Source organism: Mesorhizobium sp. WSM4976 (assembly GCF_029625685.1).
Lineage (GTDB): Bacteria > Pseudomonadota > Alphaproteobacteria > Rhizobiales > Rhizobiaceae > Mesorhizobium.
Genome location: NZ_JARTVT010000006.1, coordinates 103,476 through 117,956, shown reverse-complemented (window position 1 = coordinate 117,956; position 14,481 = coordinate 103,476). Strand labels below are relative to the sequence as shown.

Annotated in this window: 16 protein-coding genes; 3 read left to right on the top strand and 13 right to left on the bottom strand. The window is 64.5% G+C overall.

Annotated features, from left to right (window positions below):
- Positions 1-109: 109 nt before the first annotated feature.
- A complete protein-coding gene (gene aroC, locus P9272_RS09365) occupies positions 110-1,216 on the bottom strand; it encodes a chorismate synthase (protein ID WP_278160304.1) in 1,107 nt (368 codons plus the stop codon).
- A 203-nt stretch (positions 1,217-1,419) separates the two neighbouring features.
- Between aroC and P9272_RS09360 the strand changes: the two genes are divergently transcribed.
- Positions 1,420-1,683 (top strand): DUF1344 domain-containing protein, encoded by a 264-nt coding sequence (locus P9272_RS09360; protein WP_041002438.1) that lies wholly within the window; start codon positions 1,420-1,422, stop codon positions 1,681-1,683.
- Positions 1,684-1,951: 268 nt separating this feature from the next.
- Here the strand turns inward: P9272_RS09360 and P9272_RS09355 are convergent, their stop codons facing one another.
- The 4 genes from P9272_RS09355 to P9272_RS09340 form a co-directional block, all read right to left on the bottom strand.
- Complete coding sequence (locus tag P9272_RS09355; protein WP_128260304.1) at positions 1,952-2,539, bottom strand: histidine phosphatase family protein; 588 nt, start codon at positions 2,537-2,539, stop codon at positions 1,952-1,954.
- A 107-nt stretch (positions 2,540-2,646) separates the two neighbouring features.
- The gene (gene fabI / locus P9272_RS09350) at positions 2,647-3,465 is read right to left on the bottom strand and encodes an enoyl-ACP reductase FabI (protein ID WP_128260305.1); all 819 of its coding nucleotides are present in this window, start codon (positions 3,463-3,465) and stop codon (positions 2,647-2,649) included.
- Positions 3,466-3,573: 108 nt separating this feature from the next.
- Positions 3,574-4,500 carry a J domain-containing protein gene (locus tag P9272_RS09345; protein WP_278160303.1) on the bottom strand — a complete coding sequence of 309 codons (927 nt, stop codon included), beginning with the start codon at positions 4,498-4,500 and terminating at the stop codon, positions 3,574-3,576.
- 113 nt (positions 4,501-4,613) lie between these two features.
- A complete protein-coding gene (locus tag P9272_RS09340) occupies positions 4,614-5,078 on the bottom strand; it encodes an RT0821/Lpp0805 family surface protein (RefSeq protein ID WP_128260306.1) in 465 nt (154 codons plus the stop codon).
- A gap of 40 nt (positions 5,079-5,118) precedes the next feature.
- Between P9272_RS09340 and pdxH the strand changes: the two genes are divergently transcribed.
- A complete protein-coding gene (pdxH, locus tag P9272_RS09335) occupies positions 5,119-5,736 on the top strand; it encodes a pyridoxamine 5'-phosphate oxidase (protein WP_278160302.1) in 618 nt (205 codons plus the stop codon).
- A gap of 15 nt (positions 5,737-5,751) precedes the next feature.
- Here the strand turns inward: pdxH and P9272_RS09330 are convergent, their stop codons facing one another.
- The 6 genes from P9272_RS09330 to P9272_RS09305 all read right to left on the bottom strand — a co-directional run bounded on the left by P9272_RS09330 (position 5,752) and on the right by P9272_RS09305 (position 11,571).
- Positions 5,752-6,246 carry a hypothetical protein gene (locus P9272_RS09330; RefSeq protein WP_278160301.1) on the bottom strand — a complete coding sequence of 165 codons (495 nt, stop codon included), beginning with the start codon at positions 6,244-6,246 and terminating at the stop codon, positions 5,752-5,754.
- 84 nt (positions 6,247-6,330) lie between these two features.
- Complete coding sequence (locus P9272_RS09325) at positions 6,331-6,909, bottom strand: hypothetical protein (RefSeq protein ID WP_128260309.1); 579 nt, start codon at positions 6,907-6,909, stop codon at positions 6,331-6,333.
- Positions 6,906-7,499 carry a hypothetical protein gene (locus P9272_RS09320; RefSeq protein ID WP_278160300.1) on the bottom strand — a complete coding sequence of 198 codons (594 nt, stop codon included), beginning with the start codon at positions 7,497-7,499 and terminating at the stop codon, positions 6,906-6,908. The genes P9272_RS09325 and P9272_RS09320 overlap by 4 nt, the downstream gene beginning before the upstream one ends.
- Positions 7,492-8,811, bottom strand: coding sequence for a hypothetical protein (locus P9272_RS09315; protein WP_278160299.1), 1,320 nt, complete (start codon positions 8,809-8,811; stop codon positions 7,492-7,494). Before P9272_RS09315 ends, P9272_RS09320 begins: the two co-directional genes overlap by 8 nt.
- A gap of 208 nt (positions 8,812-9,019) precedes the next feature.
- Positions 9,020-9,775 (bottom strand): crotonase/enoyl-CoA hydratase family protein, encoded by a 756-nt coding sequence (locus P9272_RS09310; protein ID WP_278160298.1) that lies wholly within the window; start codon positions 9,773-9,775, stop codon positions 9,020-9,022.
- 26 nt (positions 9,776-9,801) lie between these two features.
- Positions 9,802-11,571, bottom strand: a complete 1,770-nt coding sequence (locus P9272_RS09305; RefSeq protein ID WP_278160297.1) for an acyl-CoA dehydrogenase family protein — start codon at positions 11,569-11,571, stop codon at positions 9,802-9,804.
- 177 nt (positions 11,572-11,748) lie between these two features.
- Here P9272_RS09305 and P9272_RS09300 point away from each other — a divergent pair, with 177 nt between their 5' ends.
- Positions 11,749-11,985, top strand: coding sequence for a hypothetical protein (locus P9272_RS09300; protein ID WP_128260314.1), 237 nt, complete (start codon positions 11,749-11,751; stop codon positions 11,983-11,985).
- A gap of 8 nt (positions 11,986-11,993) precedes the next feature.
- On the opposite strand, the gene P9272_RS09295 is transcribed toward P9272_RS09300, so the two are convergent.
- Positions 11,994-13,601, bottom strand: coding sequence for an FGGY-family carbohydrate kinase (locus tag P9272_RS09295; RefSeq protein WP_278160296.1), 1,608 nt, complete (start codon positions 13,599-13,601; stop codon positions 11,994-11,996).
- A gap of 141 nt (positions 13,602-13,742) precedes the next feature.
- The gene (locus P9272_RS09290; protein WP_278160295.1) at positions 13,743-14,471 is read right to left on the bottom strand and encodes an SDR family oxidoreductase; all 729 of its coding nucleotides are present in this window, start codon (positions 14,469-14,471) and stop codon (positions 13,743-13,745) included.
- Between the last annotated feature and the right edge of the window lie 10 nt (positions 14,472-14,481).

The window sequence follows — 14,481 nt, the reverse complement described above, 5'->3', positions numbered from 1 at the left end:
ACGCTCGCAAGCTCGCTAAGGGAGTAGGGGAATAGGGCAGTAGGGGAGCAGGGGAAAGGAAAAAGTTGGCAACCGGGCGAGCCTCCTTAACATACTTCCCCCTACTGCCTTACTCCCCTCCCTTTCCTGTCTGTCCTCTGTGCCGCAGATAATGATCGGCGATCGCGCAGGCAACCATGGCCTCGCCGATCGGCACGGCGCGGATGCCGACGCAGGGGTCGTGGCGGCCCTTCGTCATCACCTCGACGTCCTTGCCGTCCTTGTCGATGGATTTGCGCGGCGTCAGGATGGACGAGGTCGGCTTGACGGCGAAGCGGGCGACGATCGGCTGTCCTGTCGAGATGCCGCCCAATATGCCGCCGGCATGGTTGGACAGAAACACCGGCTTGCCATCATTGCCCATGCGCATCTCGTCGGCGTTCTGTTCGCCGGTGATGCGGGCGGCCTCGAAGCCGTTGCCGATCTCGACGCCCTTGACGGCGTTGATCGACATCAGGCCGGATGCGATGTCCTGGTCGAGCTTGGCGTAGATCGGCGCGCCGAGGCCGGGCGGCACGCCGTCGGCGACGATCTCGATCACAGCGCCGACCGAGGAGCCGGCCTTGCGGATGCCGTCCAGATAGGCGGTGAAAACCGGAACCGAGGCCGGATCCGGGGTGAAGAAAGGGTTTTCGGCCTCGCCGACAAAATTCCAGTTCCAGTTGGCGCGATCGATGGACTTTTCGCCCATCGAGATCAGCGCGCCGCGCACCGTCATGCCGGGCACAACCCTGCGCGCCAGCGCGCCGGCCGCGACCCGCGCCGCTGTCTCTCGCGCCGAGGAGCGGCCGCCGCCGCGATGGTCGCGCAGGCCGTATTTGACGTCATAGGTGTAGTCGGCATGGCCCGGCCGGTATTGGCGAGCGATCTCGCCATAGTCCTTGGAGCGCTGGTCGACATTCTCGATCAGCATCGACACCGGCGTGCCGGTGGTGATCATCGTCTCGCCGTCCTCGTCGAGGATGAAGCCGGACAGGATCTTGACCTCGTCCGGCTCGCGGCGTTGGGTGACGAAGCGCGACTGTCCGGGGCGGCGGCGGTCGAGCTCGGCCTGGATGTCCTCGCGCTTGAAGCGTATGCCGGGCGGGCAACCGTCGACAACGCAGCCGAGCGCCGCGCCATGGCTTTCACCCCAGGTGGTGATGCGGAAAAGGTGGCCGAACGTGTTGTGAGACATAAGAATACGCCCTACCCGGCGACGGAGCCGGCTAAGGCTGCCTTCTATTGGCGTTTTCCACAGTGGTCAAACGGTGATCGGATGCATCAAACTGTGATGTGGCGGATTTAGTTTTGACACATTCGGTTGGTTTCTGCTCTCTTCCCATCCGCCGTTGAGGATCCGCCGCTGACCAGCCGGCGCAATGACCAAAGAGGACGACGATGCGTACCCTGATTGGCGCCGCCTGCGCCATGCTGCTGATTTCCACCGCCGCCGCGTTCGCCGGCCAGACCGAAGGCCTGATCAAGAAGGTCGACAAGGACACGCTGACACTGACGCTGGACGACGGCAAGGCCTACAAGCTCAACGCCGAGACTGATATCGACTCGCTGAAGCCCGGCATGGACATCGTCATCGCCTATGATGTGACCAATGGCGAGAATGTCGTGACGGATATGCAGTTGCCCGACAGCGACCAGAATTAGCCTTTTGAATTAGCGGCTGGAGCGTTCAAGCTTCGTCATTCAGGGCAGAGCAAGGAGCGTAGCGACGGGCGGACACCGGAATCCATGCCGTTACGTCTGAGCTTTTCTGCGGTGCAGATCGATCTTTGTTCTGCACCGTTTTTACTTTTCGGCGAATGTCATGGCGTGGATCCTTGGGTCGTCGCTCCGCTTCGCGTCGCTGCGCCCAAGGATGACGACTTTCAGGGTGCTTCGCCCTACGCAGCACAAACGACCTGCGCCGCGCCCTTCACAACCACTCCAAGCTGCTGCCTTCCAGCCGGAGCAATCGGTCCTGCGGGACATCGAGACCGGCGGCTTGCTGCTTGGAAATGCCGGTCACGAGGCGGAAGAAGCAGCGGATGACGCCGCCATGGGTGACGCAGACGGTCGGCTGCCGAAGTTCGGCGAACCATGGCTTTATCCGCTCGAGCAGCATCTCATAGCTTTCGGCGCCCTTGCCGGGCGGCTGGAAATCCCACTTTGCGTGGCGGCGGCCGTCGGTTGAACCGGGGGCGCGCTCCTCGAGTTCGGCGAAGGTGAAGCCCTGCCAGTCGCCGAAACTTATCTCCACCAGGCGCGGATCGGTGCGGTAGGCGGTGGGATCGAGTCCCATCGCTTCGCGCATCAGCTCCATTGTCTCGCGCGTGCGCCGCATCGGGCTGGCGACAAAATCGAAACCCTCGGCCTTGCCGACGAGCTCAGCCAGCCGCTGGCCGTTAAGCCTCGCCTGCTCGCGGCCAAAATCATTGAGGTCGGTGTCGGCCTGGCCCTGCAGGCGGTTCTCGGCATTCCACTCGGTCTGGCCGTGACGCGCGATGTAGACGAGCGGGTACATCAGGTCTTCCGAGGTCGGACACTATTTGCTTTTGCAACCAATCCCGGACGGAAAACCGCTTCGCACTTTTCCTGGAACTGCCCGGACGCTGGATAAGCGGAGAGGGATCAGTCCTTGACGGTCGAAATATCCGGCGCGTCGACCGCCTTCATGCCGACGACATGGTAGCCGGAATCGACGTGATGGATCTCGCCGGTAACGCCGCGCGACAGGTCCGACAGGAAATAGACGCCGGAATCGCCGACCTCTTCCTGGGTGACCGTCTGCTTCAGCGGCGAATTGTACTCATTCCACTTCAGGATATAGCGGAAGTCGCCGATGCCGGAGGCGGCGAGCGTCTTGATCGGCCCGGCCGAGATCGCGTTGACCCGGATCTTCTTGGCGCCGAGGTCGACGGCAAGGTAGCGGACGCTCGCTTCCAGCGCCGCCTTGGCGACGCCCATGACGTTGTAATGCGGCATCACCTTCTCGGCGCCGTAATAGGTCAACGTCAAAAGCGAGCCGCCATCGGTCATCAGCGGCTCAGCGCGCTTGGCGATGGTGGTGAAGGAAAACACCGAAATGTCCATGGTGCGCAGGAAATTGTCGCGCGTCGTCTCGACATAGCGGCCGGTGAGCTCGTCCTTGTCGGAGAAGGCAATGGCATGGACGAGGAAGTCGAGCTTGCCCCAGTGCTTGGCGATATCTGCAAAGACGGCGTCGAGACTTTCAGGGTCGGTCACGTCGCAATGGCCGGCAACATGCGCGTTGAGCTCGGCCGCGAGCGGCTCGACGCGCTTCTTGAAGGCCTCGCCCTGATAGGTCAGCGCGATTTCGGCACCGTGATCGACGCAAGCCTTGGCGATGCCGAAAGCGATCGACCGATTGTTGGCGACGCCCAGGATCAGGCCTCGCTTACCGGCCATCAGGCCCTGTCCACCTGCCATGTGCAAGCTCTCCGCAAGAATATCTGCTTTGTGGAGAGCCCTATCGCACAGGCACAGAGCCCCTTCAAGCGCTCAAAAGACACTGTAACAGGAACAAAATTCCCTCGATCAGCCTTTTCGGCGGCGCATCAGGGCCTCAAGCTCGGCATCGCCGCCTTCCGGCAGCATCAGCCGCACATGGGCATAGAGATCGCCATGGCCGCCAGCCTTTTCCGGCAAGCCCCTGCCCTTGAGACGCAGCACCTTGTCCGAGCTCGACCATGCCGGGACGTTGACCGCGAGCTTGCCGGTCGGCGTCTCGACCGTCACCTTGGCGCCGAGCACGGCGTCGGCCAGATCGACAGGCAGGTCAACATGCAGGTCGCGCCCCTCGATGCGGTAGCGCGGATGCCGGCGGATGTGGATCTTGACCAGCGCGTCGCCGGGCTGGCCCGGCCCCTGCTCGCCCTGGCCCTTCAGGCGGATCGTCTGACCGTCCTCGACATAGGCAGGCAGCTTGACCGCCACCTTGCGGCCGTCGGGGAACATCGCCGTCACCTTGTCGGCGGTGGCTGCCTCCTCGACGCTGATGTCCATGGTGACGTTGAGGTCGGCCGCCTGCACAGGCTGGCGGCGATCGCCCCGGCCGGCGCCGCGGGCGCCGGAAAAAGCATCGCCGAAGATCTGGCTGAAGATGTCGCTGTTGCCATCGAAGGGATCGCCGCCGGGGCGCCCGGTGCGGAATTCGAAATGCGCGCCGCCCGGGCCCTGCTGACGGCGGAAGCCCGCGAACGGGTCACCTCCGGCTGCGCCTTCAAAACCCTGGAATTTCGGCTTGCCATCGGCGTCGATCTCGCCGCGATCGTAGGCGGCGCGCGTCTTCTCGTCACCGACGATCTCGTAAGCCTGGTTGGCAGCGGCAAAACGGTCCTTCGCCTTGGGATCATTCGGATTCTGGTCCGGATGATGCTTTTTGGCGAGCTTGCGGTAAGCCGATTTTATGTCCTTGGCCGATGCGTTCTTGGCAACGCCCAGCACCTCATAGGGGTCGCGCATGCTTCCTGCCTGCAAGAGAGATTGAGTCTGCGATTGCCCTGTATATGCGCCCGCATAGGAACAAATTCCAGTGGTGCAAGGGGAATTAGCGCCCGAAAATCGGGGGTCCAAAATCAGAGCGGTTTGAACTCCTGCATACGCCAGCCGCCGGCTTCGGCCAAGCACAGCTCGCCCTTGTAGAGGGCGACGCCATCGAAGCTCTCGCGCGTGGCGCTGAAGCGGCGGCAGGTCAGGCCGCCATCCTTCAGTTCCACCAGCTCGGTGATCGCGCCGCGCGAGCCGGTGCCCGCATTGGCCCATGGCACCGTCTGTCCGCCAAGCTGCTTGATGTCGGCGGAAGAAACCGCATTGCCGATGGTGGTCTGGTCGGAGTCCTGGTCGGAGACCGCCGGGGCGGCCGGCGAGGACGGCGCGCTGGCGGTGATGATCGAGCGGTCGACCTCGGCCTTTTGCAGGCTGAAGCCACCGGCGCCGCAGGCGGCAAGGGGAAGCGCCAACGTCAGCAACGCAGCCTTGGCACTGGCCGAAGCGATAACGCTCCATTGCCCGCTGTCAAAAGCTTGCGCGATACGCGACAATCGGCGAACTCCTCCCGCAATGTTAAAAATCTGGAAAACTATGAACGAAACCGAGTTAACAAGCAGTGACTTCACCGAGGCCGGAGAGCCGTTCCGGCTCTTTGCCGCATGGCTGGAGGACGCCACGAAGAGCGAGATCAACGACGCCAACGGCGTCGCTCTGGCGACCGTCGACGCCGACGGCATGCCGGATGTGCGGATGGTGCTGCTCAAGGGGTTCGACGAAAAGGGCTTTGTCTTCTACACGAATTTCGAGAGCGCCAAAGGCCGCGAAATTCTTGGCAGCATGAAGGCGGCGATGTGCTTCCATTGGAAATCGCTGCGCCGCCAGGTGCGCGTGCGCGGGCCGGTGGAAATCGTCAGCGACGCCGAGGCCGACGCCTACTACGCGACAAGGCCGCGCGGCAGCCGCATCGGTGCTTGGGCCTCGAAACAGTCGCGGCCGCTGGAGAGCCGCTTCGCGCTGGAGAAGGCAGTGGCCGAATACACGGCACGCTACGCCATCGGCGAGATTCCACGGCCAAAGCATTGGTCGGGCTTCCGCATCCTGCCGCAGACGATCGAGTTCTGGCATGACAGGCCGTTCCGCCTGCATGACCGCGTCGTCTTTTCGCGCAGCGCCGCCGGTGGCTGGGACAAAACGCGGCTTTATCCCTGAGCTAGCGGCAGGAGATCAATCCTTCTCCAACTGGAACAGCAGGAAACGCGGCCGCTCGCTGGCGACGCCGATCGCAGGCCTTATGGATTTAGTCGCTTCCTTCGGCACCAGAAACGTCTCGCGCAGGTTAAGCGTATCGCCAGTCCTGGCGCCCGAGAAGATCGCCGAGACGCAGTTGCCGATATTGTCGGGGGTTTTCAGCGAGACGATCGAGGTCGGCGACCAGCGCCGGCCGTCCTTGTCGATCAGCATGACCTTGCAACCGAGCCAGAGCTTCTGCAGGTCCGGATTGCCAATCTTGACCTGGAAGTCTGCCAGCACGGGCACGGAATCCGGCGGCAGGTTCGACATGCCGAAAGCGGCGCGCAAATCGGTCAACTTCCAGTCGCTGCCGGCAAAATGCGCGCTCTGCCCCCAGGCGACGCGGCGCGGGAACAGGTCGTTGTTGCGAAGCAGGGTCCGGACGCTGTCATAGGACTCCACAGCCAAGGCGAGCGGGATCAGGAGCACGAGCGACCACAGGCTGCGGCGGCGCCATTTGCGCTCGCCAGACTTATGTTCCTGATCCAGAGCCTCTGCCGTCAGTCGTACCCCTCAGGGCGACTGCAACATATCAAGGGTATCGACTGTGCCGGCTGGCAGGCCGTCGGCACCAACGGCGACAGGCCCGAGCGCGATTTCGGCTTGCGAATCCAGCGCCGCCACCAGCTTCTCCGAAACAAGCAAGGTAGCGTTGCTCGTTTCGTCCGGCCGCACTTCGAAAATCAGCCTCGCCTTCCTCGGCAGGCCGGGATCGATCGCGACCGGCAAAAGTCCATTCATGAAAGACAGCCGCTCCGTCTGGTCGTAGGTGAGACCGGCCGGTCCGCGCCAGGACGCGGTTGAGACTACGGTCGACTCTGAACGCGCCGCGAAATCGACGCTGACGACTGCCCAGACGCCGCCGGTGGTCAGGACCTTTTGCTGGCCGAATTGGTCGACCTTCAGCTTACGGGCAAACTCGACCTTCTCGGCATGAACCTCGAAAGCGCGCCCGACGACGGTGTCGCCCAGCTTGCCTCGCGCAGGGATCGGACCGATCAGGTCGCCATAATGCGGTTTCGATATCTGCAGGCCGTAGCAGAACAGCACCGCCATAAGCAGCAGGATGATGTTGGCGGTTCGGCGCATCATGGCTGGATATCCGTGCTGTCGGGTCCGGCTCCGATGGGAAGGGTGAGCGTGCCTGCCGGCATGGGATTGAACCAGCCCGGCAGACCGTAGAGATTGTCGCGCGGCTTGTAGGTCTTGCGGATGACGGTCAGGTCGAAGCTTGCCGGCGCGGCCGCCCCGTTCGGCAATTGCCAGACATAGGCCATGCGCTCCGGCATGCTGGGATGCAGTTCGGGCGACATCGTCGAATCGCGCGTCAGCACGATGAAGGGTTTTGTCGCCGGATCGACGGTCGCCGGGCTTGCCTGCAAGACGTCGAAATAGTCCTTGGTGGATTTTGCCGTGCGGTTGGTCATTTCGACCTCCAGCACCAGCGCCTTGCCGCCCGGCTTGAGCGGCATCCCGTAAGTGTATTTTCCGGCAGTGACATAGGCCTTCAAGGGCCGCAGCAGCCATTCGCCTGTGTCGATCTGGCTGGCCGGCGCCAAAACCGGCAACGGCTCATGCCTTGCGCCGAAAGCACCAAGCACGCCGGCGACGGCGATTGCGACCGCCGTGCCAATGCCGGCAACGGCCCATGCCTTCAGCCATGAGCGCGCGCCTTCAAGCATTTTGCACCTCGGTTTGCGTGGCGTCGGCCGGTCCGGCCGGCTCGGCGCTGCCGCCGGCCTGGCGCAGCGCAAAGGCGGCTTCAAGAATCGCGGCGAGGAAGCAAATGCGCAGCGGCTCGACCAGGATGCCGGTCGAGGAATCCTGGAACGGGCTGCCGAACAGCAGCGACACTCCTTCGGAGAGCACCTGCCAGGTGTCGAGCCCATGCGGGCCGACGAGCCGCGTCATGGCGAGCCATGCCCAGGCCGCAAGCCAATCGATCAGGCGGTAGCCGAGGATGAGCGTGACGATCAGCACGACGCCCGAGTTCAGCGTGATCCGCACGCCGTTGGCGATCGGCAGGTAGCGCGAGCGGTAGCCGGAGATGAAATGCTCGGCAAAGTCGCGCAGGAATTTCGGAATGGCGCGGTAGCGCTCGCCAAGGCGCTCGACACGCCGGTGCACGCGCATCAGTTCCTTGTCGTCGCGCACATCATAGCCGTAGATCAGCGCCGCCAGCACCAGCCAGATCACCGGCAGGAGCATGTAGAAGAACAGGCTCACCACTCTGGTCGTCGTGTCGATGGAGGTCACCTCGACAGGCACCATCGGGGCGGCGAAAGCGCTCGCAACGGGATGGGCGATACTTTCAGCCGCCGCCTGCACGGCGGAAAAGATGTTGCGGCTCATGATCCAGGCAACGGCCTCGTCCTTCCAGCGCGAGATCACATAGAGGCCGATGAAGATCCAGTTGGTCTCGCAGATGACCACGACGATCTGCCAGAAGGAGCGCGAGCCGCCGCGCTTCTGCATGGCGGTGGCGAAGCGCCTGATCAGCCAGGAGATGACGACCGAGACGATCAGCCAGCGCGAATCCAGCACGTCGAGGACGTTGCCGGCGCCTTCGCCGAAAGGCGCCATATCGAGCGTGACGCGTGAATATTGCCGCACCGTGTCACCGAGAAAACCCCAGGCGGCGTAATAGGCGAAGAAGGGCAGGAGCGCGACCGTGACCATACGCGCCAGCCGCGCGCGGCCGCCGTGCGGCCCGGTTTCGCCTTCGCCCTGGGCCGCCCGCTGCGCGGCCTGCACCGCAGGCAGCGCCGGCAGCAGCGTCTGGAACATGGCGACGGTGACGATGAGCTGTGTCAGTGCGACCAGCGTCAACAGAGCGAGACCGGCCATATGGTCGAGCAACGCCGCGCGCGCGGCGACCTGCATGAACAGGTCGCCGAACACGATGCCCAAAAGCACCGTTGCGACCAGTTGCGGACAGAAGCGCCACCAGAGTTTCAGGGTCAGCGCGAGCGGTCTTACGGCAATGGCAAGCATGTCGGACGCTCAATCCGTCAATGCATGCCTCATCATCTCGGAAGATTGCGCGTGGGCGACAATATTGCGGGCCATGTCCTCTCCAGACGACTCGGCCCCCACCCTTCGGCTTCGTGAGATAGGGCGGCGTGACGCGACTGTACAGACCGAAAATCGCGTTTAACGCGAGTTTCGCTCGCAGCTGACACAACCTGACAGTGCCGCGGGATCAGCTCGCCTTCTTACGCGTCATGAAAGCGGTGAGCGCGGCACGCGCCTCTTCGGAGGTCAACCGCTCGCGAAAATGCTCGGCTTCGACCTGTATGCGGGCGATGAGCGCCTCGCGCGGCTCGCGCATCAGATCGCGCGCAATCTTCAGTGCCTGCGGCGGCTTGCCGGCGATGCCGTCGGCTGCGGTCAGCACTGAGCTTTCCAAGGCGTCTTCAGCGACGACGTCGTAGATCAGTCCGGCGGCCTTGGCGCGCTCGGCCGAAAAACCCTCGCCGAGGCCGAGCAACGCGAAGGCGCCCTGCCGCCCTAAAAGCTCAGGCGCGATCAGGCTGGAGCCAGCCTCCGGAACCAATCCGAGATCGACGAAGGGCGTGCGGAACAGCGTGCGCGGCGTGGCGAAGGTCAGGTCGCAATGCAGATTGAGCGTGGTGCCGATGCCGACGGCGATGCCGTCGACACCCGACACCATCGGCTTCTGCGACCTCGCCAGCGCCATCAGGAAATCCCATACTTCGTTGCCGCCCTCGCCGCCGGTGGCGATAGCCAGGAAATCGGCGAGGTCATTGCCGGCGGAGAAGGCGCCCGGAACGCCGAGGAAGACGTGCACGCGGACGGCGGGGTCAGCGTCGCCTTCGGTAAGCGCCGCCGACATTTTGGCGTACATGGCGCGCGTGAGCGCGTTCTTCTTGTCCGGCCTATTCATCCGGATGATCTGCACGGCGCCCTGGCGCTCGACGAGGATATGATCTGTCACGATTGGTCCTTTGAGCGTCGGGGTGCTTAAGCTGAAATCAAAGCCTTGCCGGCGGCGGCGAGGCTTTCGGCGCCATCGATGACGCGCTCCTTCAGGGCGCGCGTCTCGCCGAGCAGGTTTTCGGCAAAGAAGCGGCAGAGCGCGATGCGGCCGCGGTCGGCGAGCCCGCCTTGCGCCAGATAGGCGCCGCCGGCGGCCAGCGAGATCAGGCGCAGATAGGGCGTGGCTCCGGCCATCGCGGCATCGGCCTTGCCGTCGGCGAGTTGCTTCTGGAGGAAGCGCGTCGCCTCGTCGAGATCGGCAAGCGCGCGGTCGAGATTGTCGGCGGTGCGGCCGAAACCATCGATGTTGGAGGTGCGCACGGCGTCGGCGACCGCTTTCAGCTCGCCGATGTAGGAATGCACATGCTCGCCGCCGCCGAGCGGCAGCTTTCGCGCCACAAGGTCGATCGCCTGGATGCCGTTGGTGCCTTCATAGATCGGCGCGATGCGCGCGTCGCGATAGAGCGCCGCGGCACCCGTCTCCTCGATGAAGCCCATGCCGCCATGCACCTGGACGCCCAGCGAGGCGACCTCGACACCGACATCGGTGGAGAAGGCTTTCGCGAGCGGCGTCAGCAGGCTGGCGCGGTCGTGCCATTTCGCCCCTGCCTCGCCTGCGCCGACGCGCGCGCGGTCGATCGCATGCGCGCAGGAATAGCTGATCGAGCGGGCGATCTGGGTCAGCGCCTTCATGGTGAGCAGATTGCGCTGCACGTCCGGGTGATGGACGATCGGCGCCATGCCGGAGCCCGAATAGGCGGAAGCCTTGCCCTGGCGGCGCTCATTGGCATAGGCGATCGCCTTCTGCGTCGCGGTCTCGGCCACGGCCACGCCCTGCATCCCGACGGCAAGGCGGGCATTGTTCATCATCGTGAACATGCAGGTCAGCCCCTTGTTCTCCTCGCCGATCAGCCAGCCGATGGCTCCGGGCGTCGCGCCCTGAAAGCCGTCGCCATAGATCATGGTGCAGGTCGGCGAGGCATGGATGCCCAGCTTGTGCTCGAGGCCGGAACAGAAGACATCGTTGCGGGCGCCGAGCGAGCCGTCGTCATTGACGAAGAACTTCGGCACCAGAAACAGCGAGATGCCGCGCGTGCCGGCCGGCGCATCGGGCAGCCGCGCCAGCACCAGATGCACGATGTTGTCGGTGAAATCGTGCTCGCCATAGGTGATGAAGATCTTCTGGCCGAAGATGCGATAGGTGCCGTCGCCAACCGGCTCGGCGCGGCTGCGCAGAGCCGCGAGGTCCGAGCCCGCCTGCGGCTCGGTCAGGTTCATCGTCCCCATCCACTCGCCCGAGACGAGCTTGGCCAGGTATTTTTGCTTCAGCGCCTCGGAGGCGTGCTTGTCGAGCGCCTCGACCGCGCCCATGGTCAGCGTCGGGCCAATGCCGAAAGCCATGGCGGCGGAGTTCCACATTTCGAGCGCGGCGACGCCGAGCATCGTCGGAAGGCCCTGGCCGCCGTACTCCTCCGGTCCCGACAACGCGTTCCAGCCGCCTTCGATCCAGCGCCGGTAAAGCTCGTTCCAGCCGGGCGGCGTGGTGACGGAAGCGTCCTTCAGCATCGCGCCATGCTCATCGCCGATCTTGTAGAGCGGAGCGACCTCTTCACTGGCAAAGCGTCCCGCCTCGGCCAGAATCGCGTCGACGAGGTCCTCGCCGAGATCGCCGAAGGTTCCGGCATCCAGCGCCGGCTTCAGCCCGGCTACGTGCTTGAGCGTAAAGGCGATGTCCTCGACCGGTGCGCGATACATATCTCATCCTCCTCCGTCCCGGCCAATCGTAGTGCATGGCCGAAGCGAAACCATGCGTCGATTTCGCACCTTCTTTTTACGTAAACGTCAAACTTTGTCACGCGGATTTTGCATTCTTTTCTGCCGGCATTAGATTTGCAGACAGCCTGCGTTTGGCCGGCAAGAGACCGAAACACCATGCTTGCCAGACCCGACGCCTATCGTTGCATCGAATGCGGGCTGCCCTACCGGGCGCCGGGCTTCAGCTACTATCACGGCATGCTCGAGGAAGGCCCCGCCTACTGGACCGATCGCGGCATCTTATGCTCGCCGCAGTGCTCACTCGCGCATCACAAGAAGCGCAAGGCCGAAGGCACGCTGCCGCAGGAGCCGGCGCCCGATCCATTCGAGGTGCCGTCACTGTTCAGACGCTGATCGATCCCTCAGCGTATGCTGCGGCCTACTGCCTGCAGTGCCAGGAAGGCTTCGTAACGCTTGTCGTGCCAAGCGCGCATGTCGTCCAACGCAGGTGTAAAAACGTCGCCGAGCCGGGACATGGCAGGCATGGCGCTGGAAAGGTCGGGGTAACGTCCGGCCGCGACCGCACCGAGCATGGCGGCGCCCAGCAGCACCGGTTCGGGCGATTGCGACGCGGCGACCGCCAGGCCGGCGGCGTCGGCAAGCAGTTGCCGCACCAGCGGCGACTGACCGGCGCCGCCACTGATGACGATGGTGTCGACGGCAAGACCGGACGACGCCATTGCCGCCACGATCTGGCGCACGCCGTAGCCGAGGCCGCAAAGCCCGGCCACGTACAGGCCAACGAGGCTGTCGACGGAGCGGTCGGTGCCGAGCCCGGCAATCACGCCGCGTGCGTCCGGATCGGCCAAGGGCGAACGGTTGCCGAGGAATTCCGGCACGACATGGATGCTTCCCGCGAGCATGGCGGCTGCAGACAGGTCGGGGGACGTCGCTATGGCCGCCGCGGCGAGCCAATCGACCAGCGATTTGCCTTCCGCCGCGGCGCGCGCCGAAGCCTCGATTTGCGCCGGGTGGAAATGCACCAGGAGATCGATGGCCGCGCCGGCGGCCGACTGGCCGCCCTCGCTCAGCCAGAGCCCTGGCACCATGGCGGAATAATAGGGTCCCCACACGCCCGGCACGAAGGCCGGGCCTTTGCTGCTTGCCATCGTGCAGGCCGAGGTGCCGAGCACATAGGCCATGCGTGAGGCGATGGTGCCGGCGTCGCCGGCTGCGCCCACCGTGCCAACGCCGCCGGCATGGGCGTCGATCAGCCCGGCGGCCACGATGGTACCCGTGGCCAGACCCAGCTCGGCCGAGGCCGCCTCCGTCAGGCCGGCACCCACCGCGGTACCGGGATCGACCACTTCGGTGCCTATGCGGGCAAAACCCTCGTCTGCGAGTTCGCCGAGCCCAACGGCATGGAAATAGCTGGCGTCCCAGCGCCGCTCGTGGCCGAGATAGGTCCATTTGCAGGCCAGCGTGCAGACCGAACGGGCAAGGCTGCCGGTAGCGCGCCAACTCAGGTAATCGGCGAGATCGAAGAAATGCCGCGCTTTGGCGAAGGTCGCGGGCAAGTTCTCCTTCAGCCACAAAAGCTTCGGCGTCTCCATCTCCGGCGAGATCACGCCGCCCACATAGTCGAGGACCGGATGCCGCAGCGAATTGATGCGCCTGGTCTGGTCGAGGGCGCGATGGTCCATCCAGACGATGATGTTTCGATCGCTGTCTCCGGAACGGCCCACAGGCAGCGGCTCGCCATCGTCGCCGACCACCACCAGCGAACAGGTCGCGTCGAAGCCAATGCCGCCGATTTCCCGAGGATCGAGACCCGCCCTACCGACCGCCTCGCGCACGCTTGCGCACACCGCCTGCCAGATGTCGCGGCTGGACTGCTCGGCGATCTCGCCCGGCTCCACGAAGAGCGCGATATCGCGCTTGGCAGAAGCGAGCAACTCGCCGCGCTCGTCGAAGACGCCGGCGCGCGCGCTGCCGGTGCCGACATCGATGCCGAGGAAGTGGGAAGGCATGGGCGACCTCAAAGGTGGGCAGTAGGGCAGTAGGGCAGTAGGGCAGTAGGGCAGTAGGGAGATTGTCAGTCGTGAACAGTCGGTCGCAAGGGCAAAGGCCTTCACCTACTGCCTTACGGCGGCCTCACTGCCCTATTCCCCTCACAAATCATTGCTCTGCGGCAGGATCACCAGATCCCGAATGGTGATGTTCCTCGGCCGCGTCAGCATGAACAGGACGGCGTCCGCGACCTCGCTGGGTTGCATCAGCCCGCCCGCCGCCAGTTCGTCCTCGAGCTTCTGCTTCGGCCAGTCGCTGATCAGCGCCGTCACCACCGGCCCGGGCGCCACGGCGCCGACGCGCAGACCGTGCTTGGCGACCTGCCGGCGCAGCGTGTGGACGAAGGCCTGGATGGCATGCTTGGAGGCCGTGTAGACCGGCTCCCAAACGACAGGCACGAGGCCGGCGATAGAGCTGGTGACGACGATGTCGCCGGTCTTGCGCCCGACCATGTGCGGCAGCACCGCATGCACGGAGCGGAACACCGAGTTGATGTTGAGGTTCAGCATACGATCCCAGGCATCCGGATCGCCGTTGAGGATCTCTCCGCCGACATAGGAGCCGGCATTTGCGTGAAAGATGTCGAGCTGGCCGGCCTTGTCGAGGATGCCGGGCAGCATGGTCGCCACGCTGGCGGGGTTGGTGAGGTCGATCACCAGCGGGATCGCGCCGTCGCCGAACTCGGCGACGACCTCCTTCAGCCTGTCCTCGGCGCGGTCGACCAGCACCACCCGGGCGCCAGCGGCAAGCATTGCCCTGGCGCATTCGAGGCCGATCCCCGATGCCGCGCCGGTGACCGCGGCGACTTTTCCCGAAAGATCTTGAGCCATGTGTACCCTT

What these genes read in the sequence shown, in the direction of transcription:
- P9272_RS09300 (WP_128260314.1), top strand. Translation starts at nt 11,749, where the DNA reads ATGCTTGCCAGACCCGACGCCTATCGTTGCATCGAATGCGGGCTGCCC.
- P9272_RS09305 (WP_278160297.1), bottom strand. Translation starts at nt 11,571, where the DNA reads ATGTATCGCGCACCGGTCGAGGACATCGCCTTTACGCTCAAGCACGTA.
- P9272_RS09315 (WP_278160299.1), bottom strand. Translation starts at nt 8,811, where the DNA reads ATGCTTGCCATTGCCGTAAGACCGCTCGCGCTGACCCTGAAACTCTGG.
- P9272_RS09320 (WP_278160300.1), bottom strand. Translation starts at nt 7,499, where the DNA reads ATGCTTGAAGGCGCGCGCTCATGGCTGAAGGCATGGGCCGTTGCCGGC.
- P9272_RS09345 (WP_278160303.1), bottom strand. Translation starts at nt 4,500, where the DNA reads ATGCGCGACCCCTATGAGGTGCTGGGCGTTGCCAAGAACGCATCGGCC.
- P9272_RS09290 (WP_278160295.1), bottom strand. Translation starts at nt 14,471, where the DNA reads ATGGCTCAAGATCTTTCGGGAAAAGTCGCCGCGGTCACCGGCGCGGCA.
- P9272_RS09355 (WP_128260304.1), bottom strand. Translation starts at nt 2,539, where the DNA reads ATGTACCCGCTCGTCTACATCGCGCGTCACGGCCAGACCGAGTGGAAT.
- fabI (WP_128260305.1), bottom strand. Translation starts at nt 3,465, where the DNA reads ATGGCAGGTGGACAGGGCCTGATGGCCGGTAAGCGAGGCCTGATCCTG.
- P9272_RS09295 (WP_278160296.1), bottom strand. Translation starts at nt 13,601, where the DNA reads ATGCCTTCCCACTTCCTCGGCATCGATGTCGGCACCGGCAGCGCGCGC.
- P9272_RS09360 (WP_041002438.1), top strand. Translation starts at nt 1,420, where the DNA reads ATGCGTACCCTGATTGGCGCCGCCTGCGCCATGCTGCTGATTTCCACC.
- pdxH (WP_278160302.1), top strand. Translation starts at nt 5,119, where the DNA reads ATGAACGAAACCGAGTTAACAAGCAGTGACTTCACCGAGGCCGGAGAG.
- aroC (WP_278160304.1), bottom strand. Translation starts at nt 1,216, where the DNA reads ATGTCTCACAACACGTTCGGCCACCTTTTCCGCATCACCACCTGGGGT.
- P9272_RS09325 (WP_128260309.1), bottom strand. Translation starts at nt 6,909, where the DNA reads ATGATGCGCCGAACCGCCAACATCATCCTGCTGCTTATGGCGGTGCTG.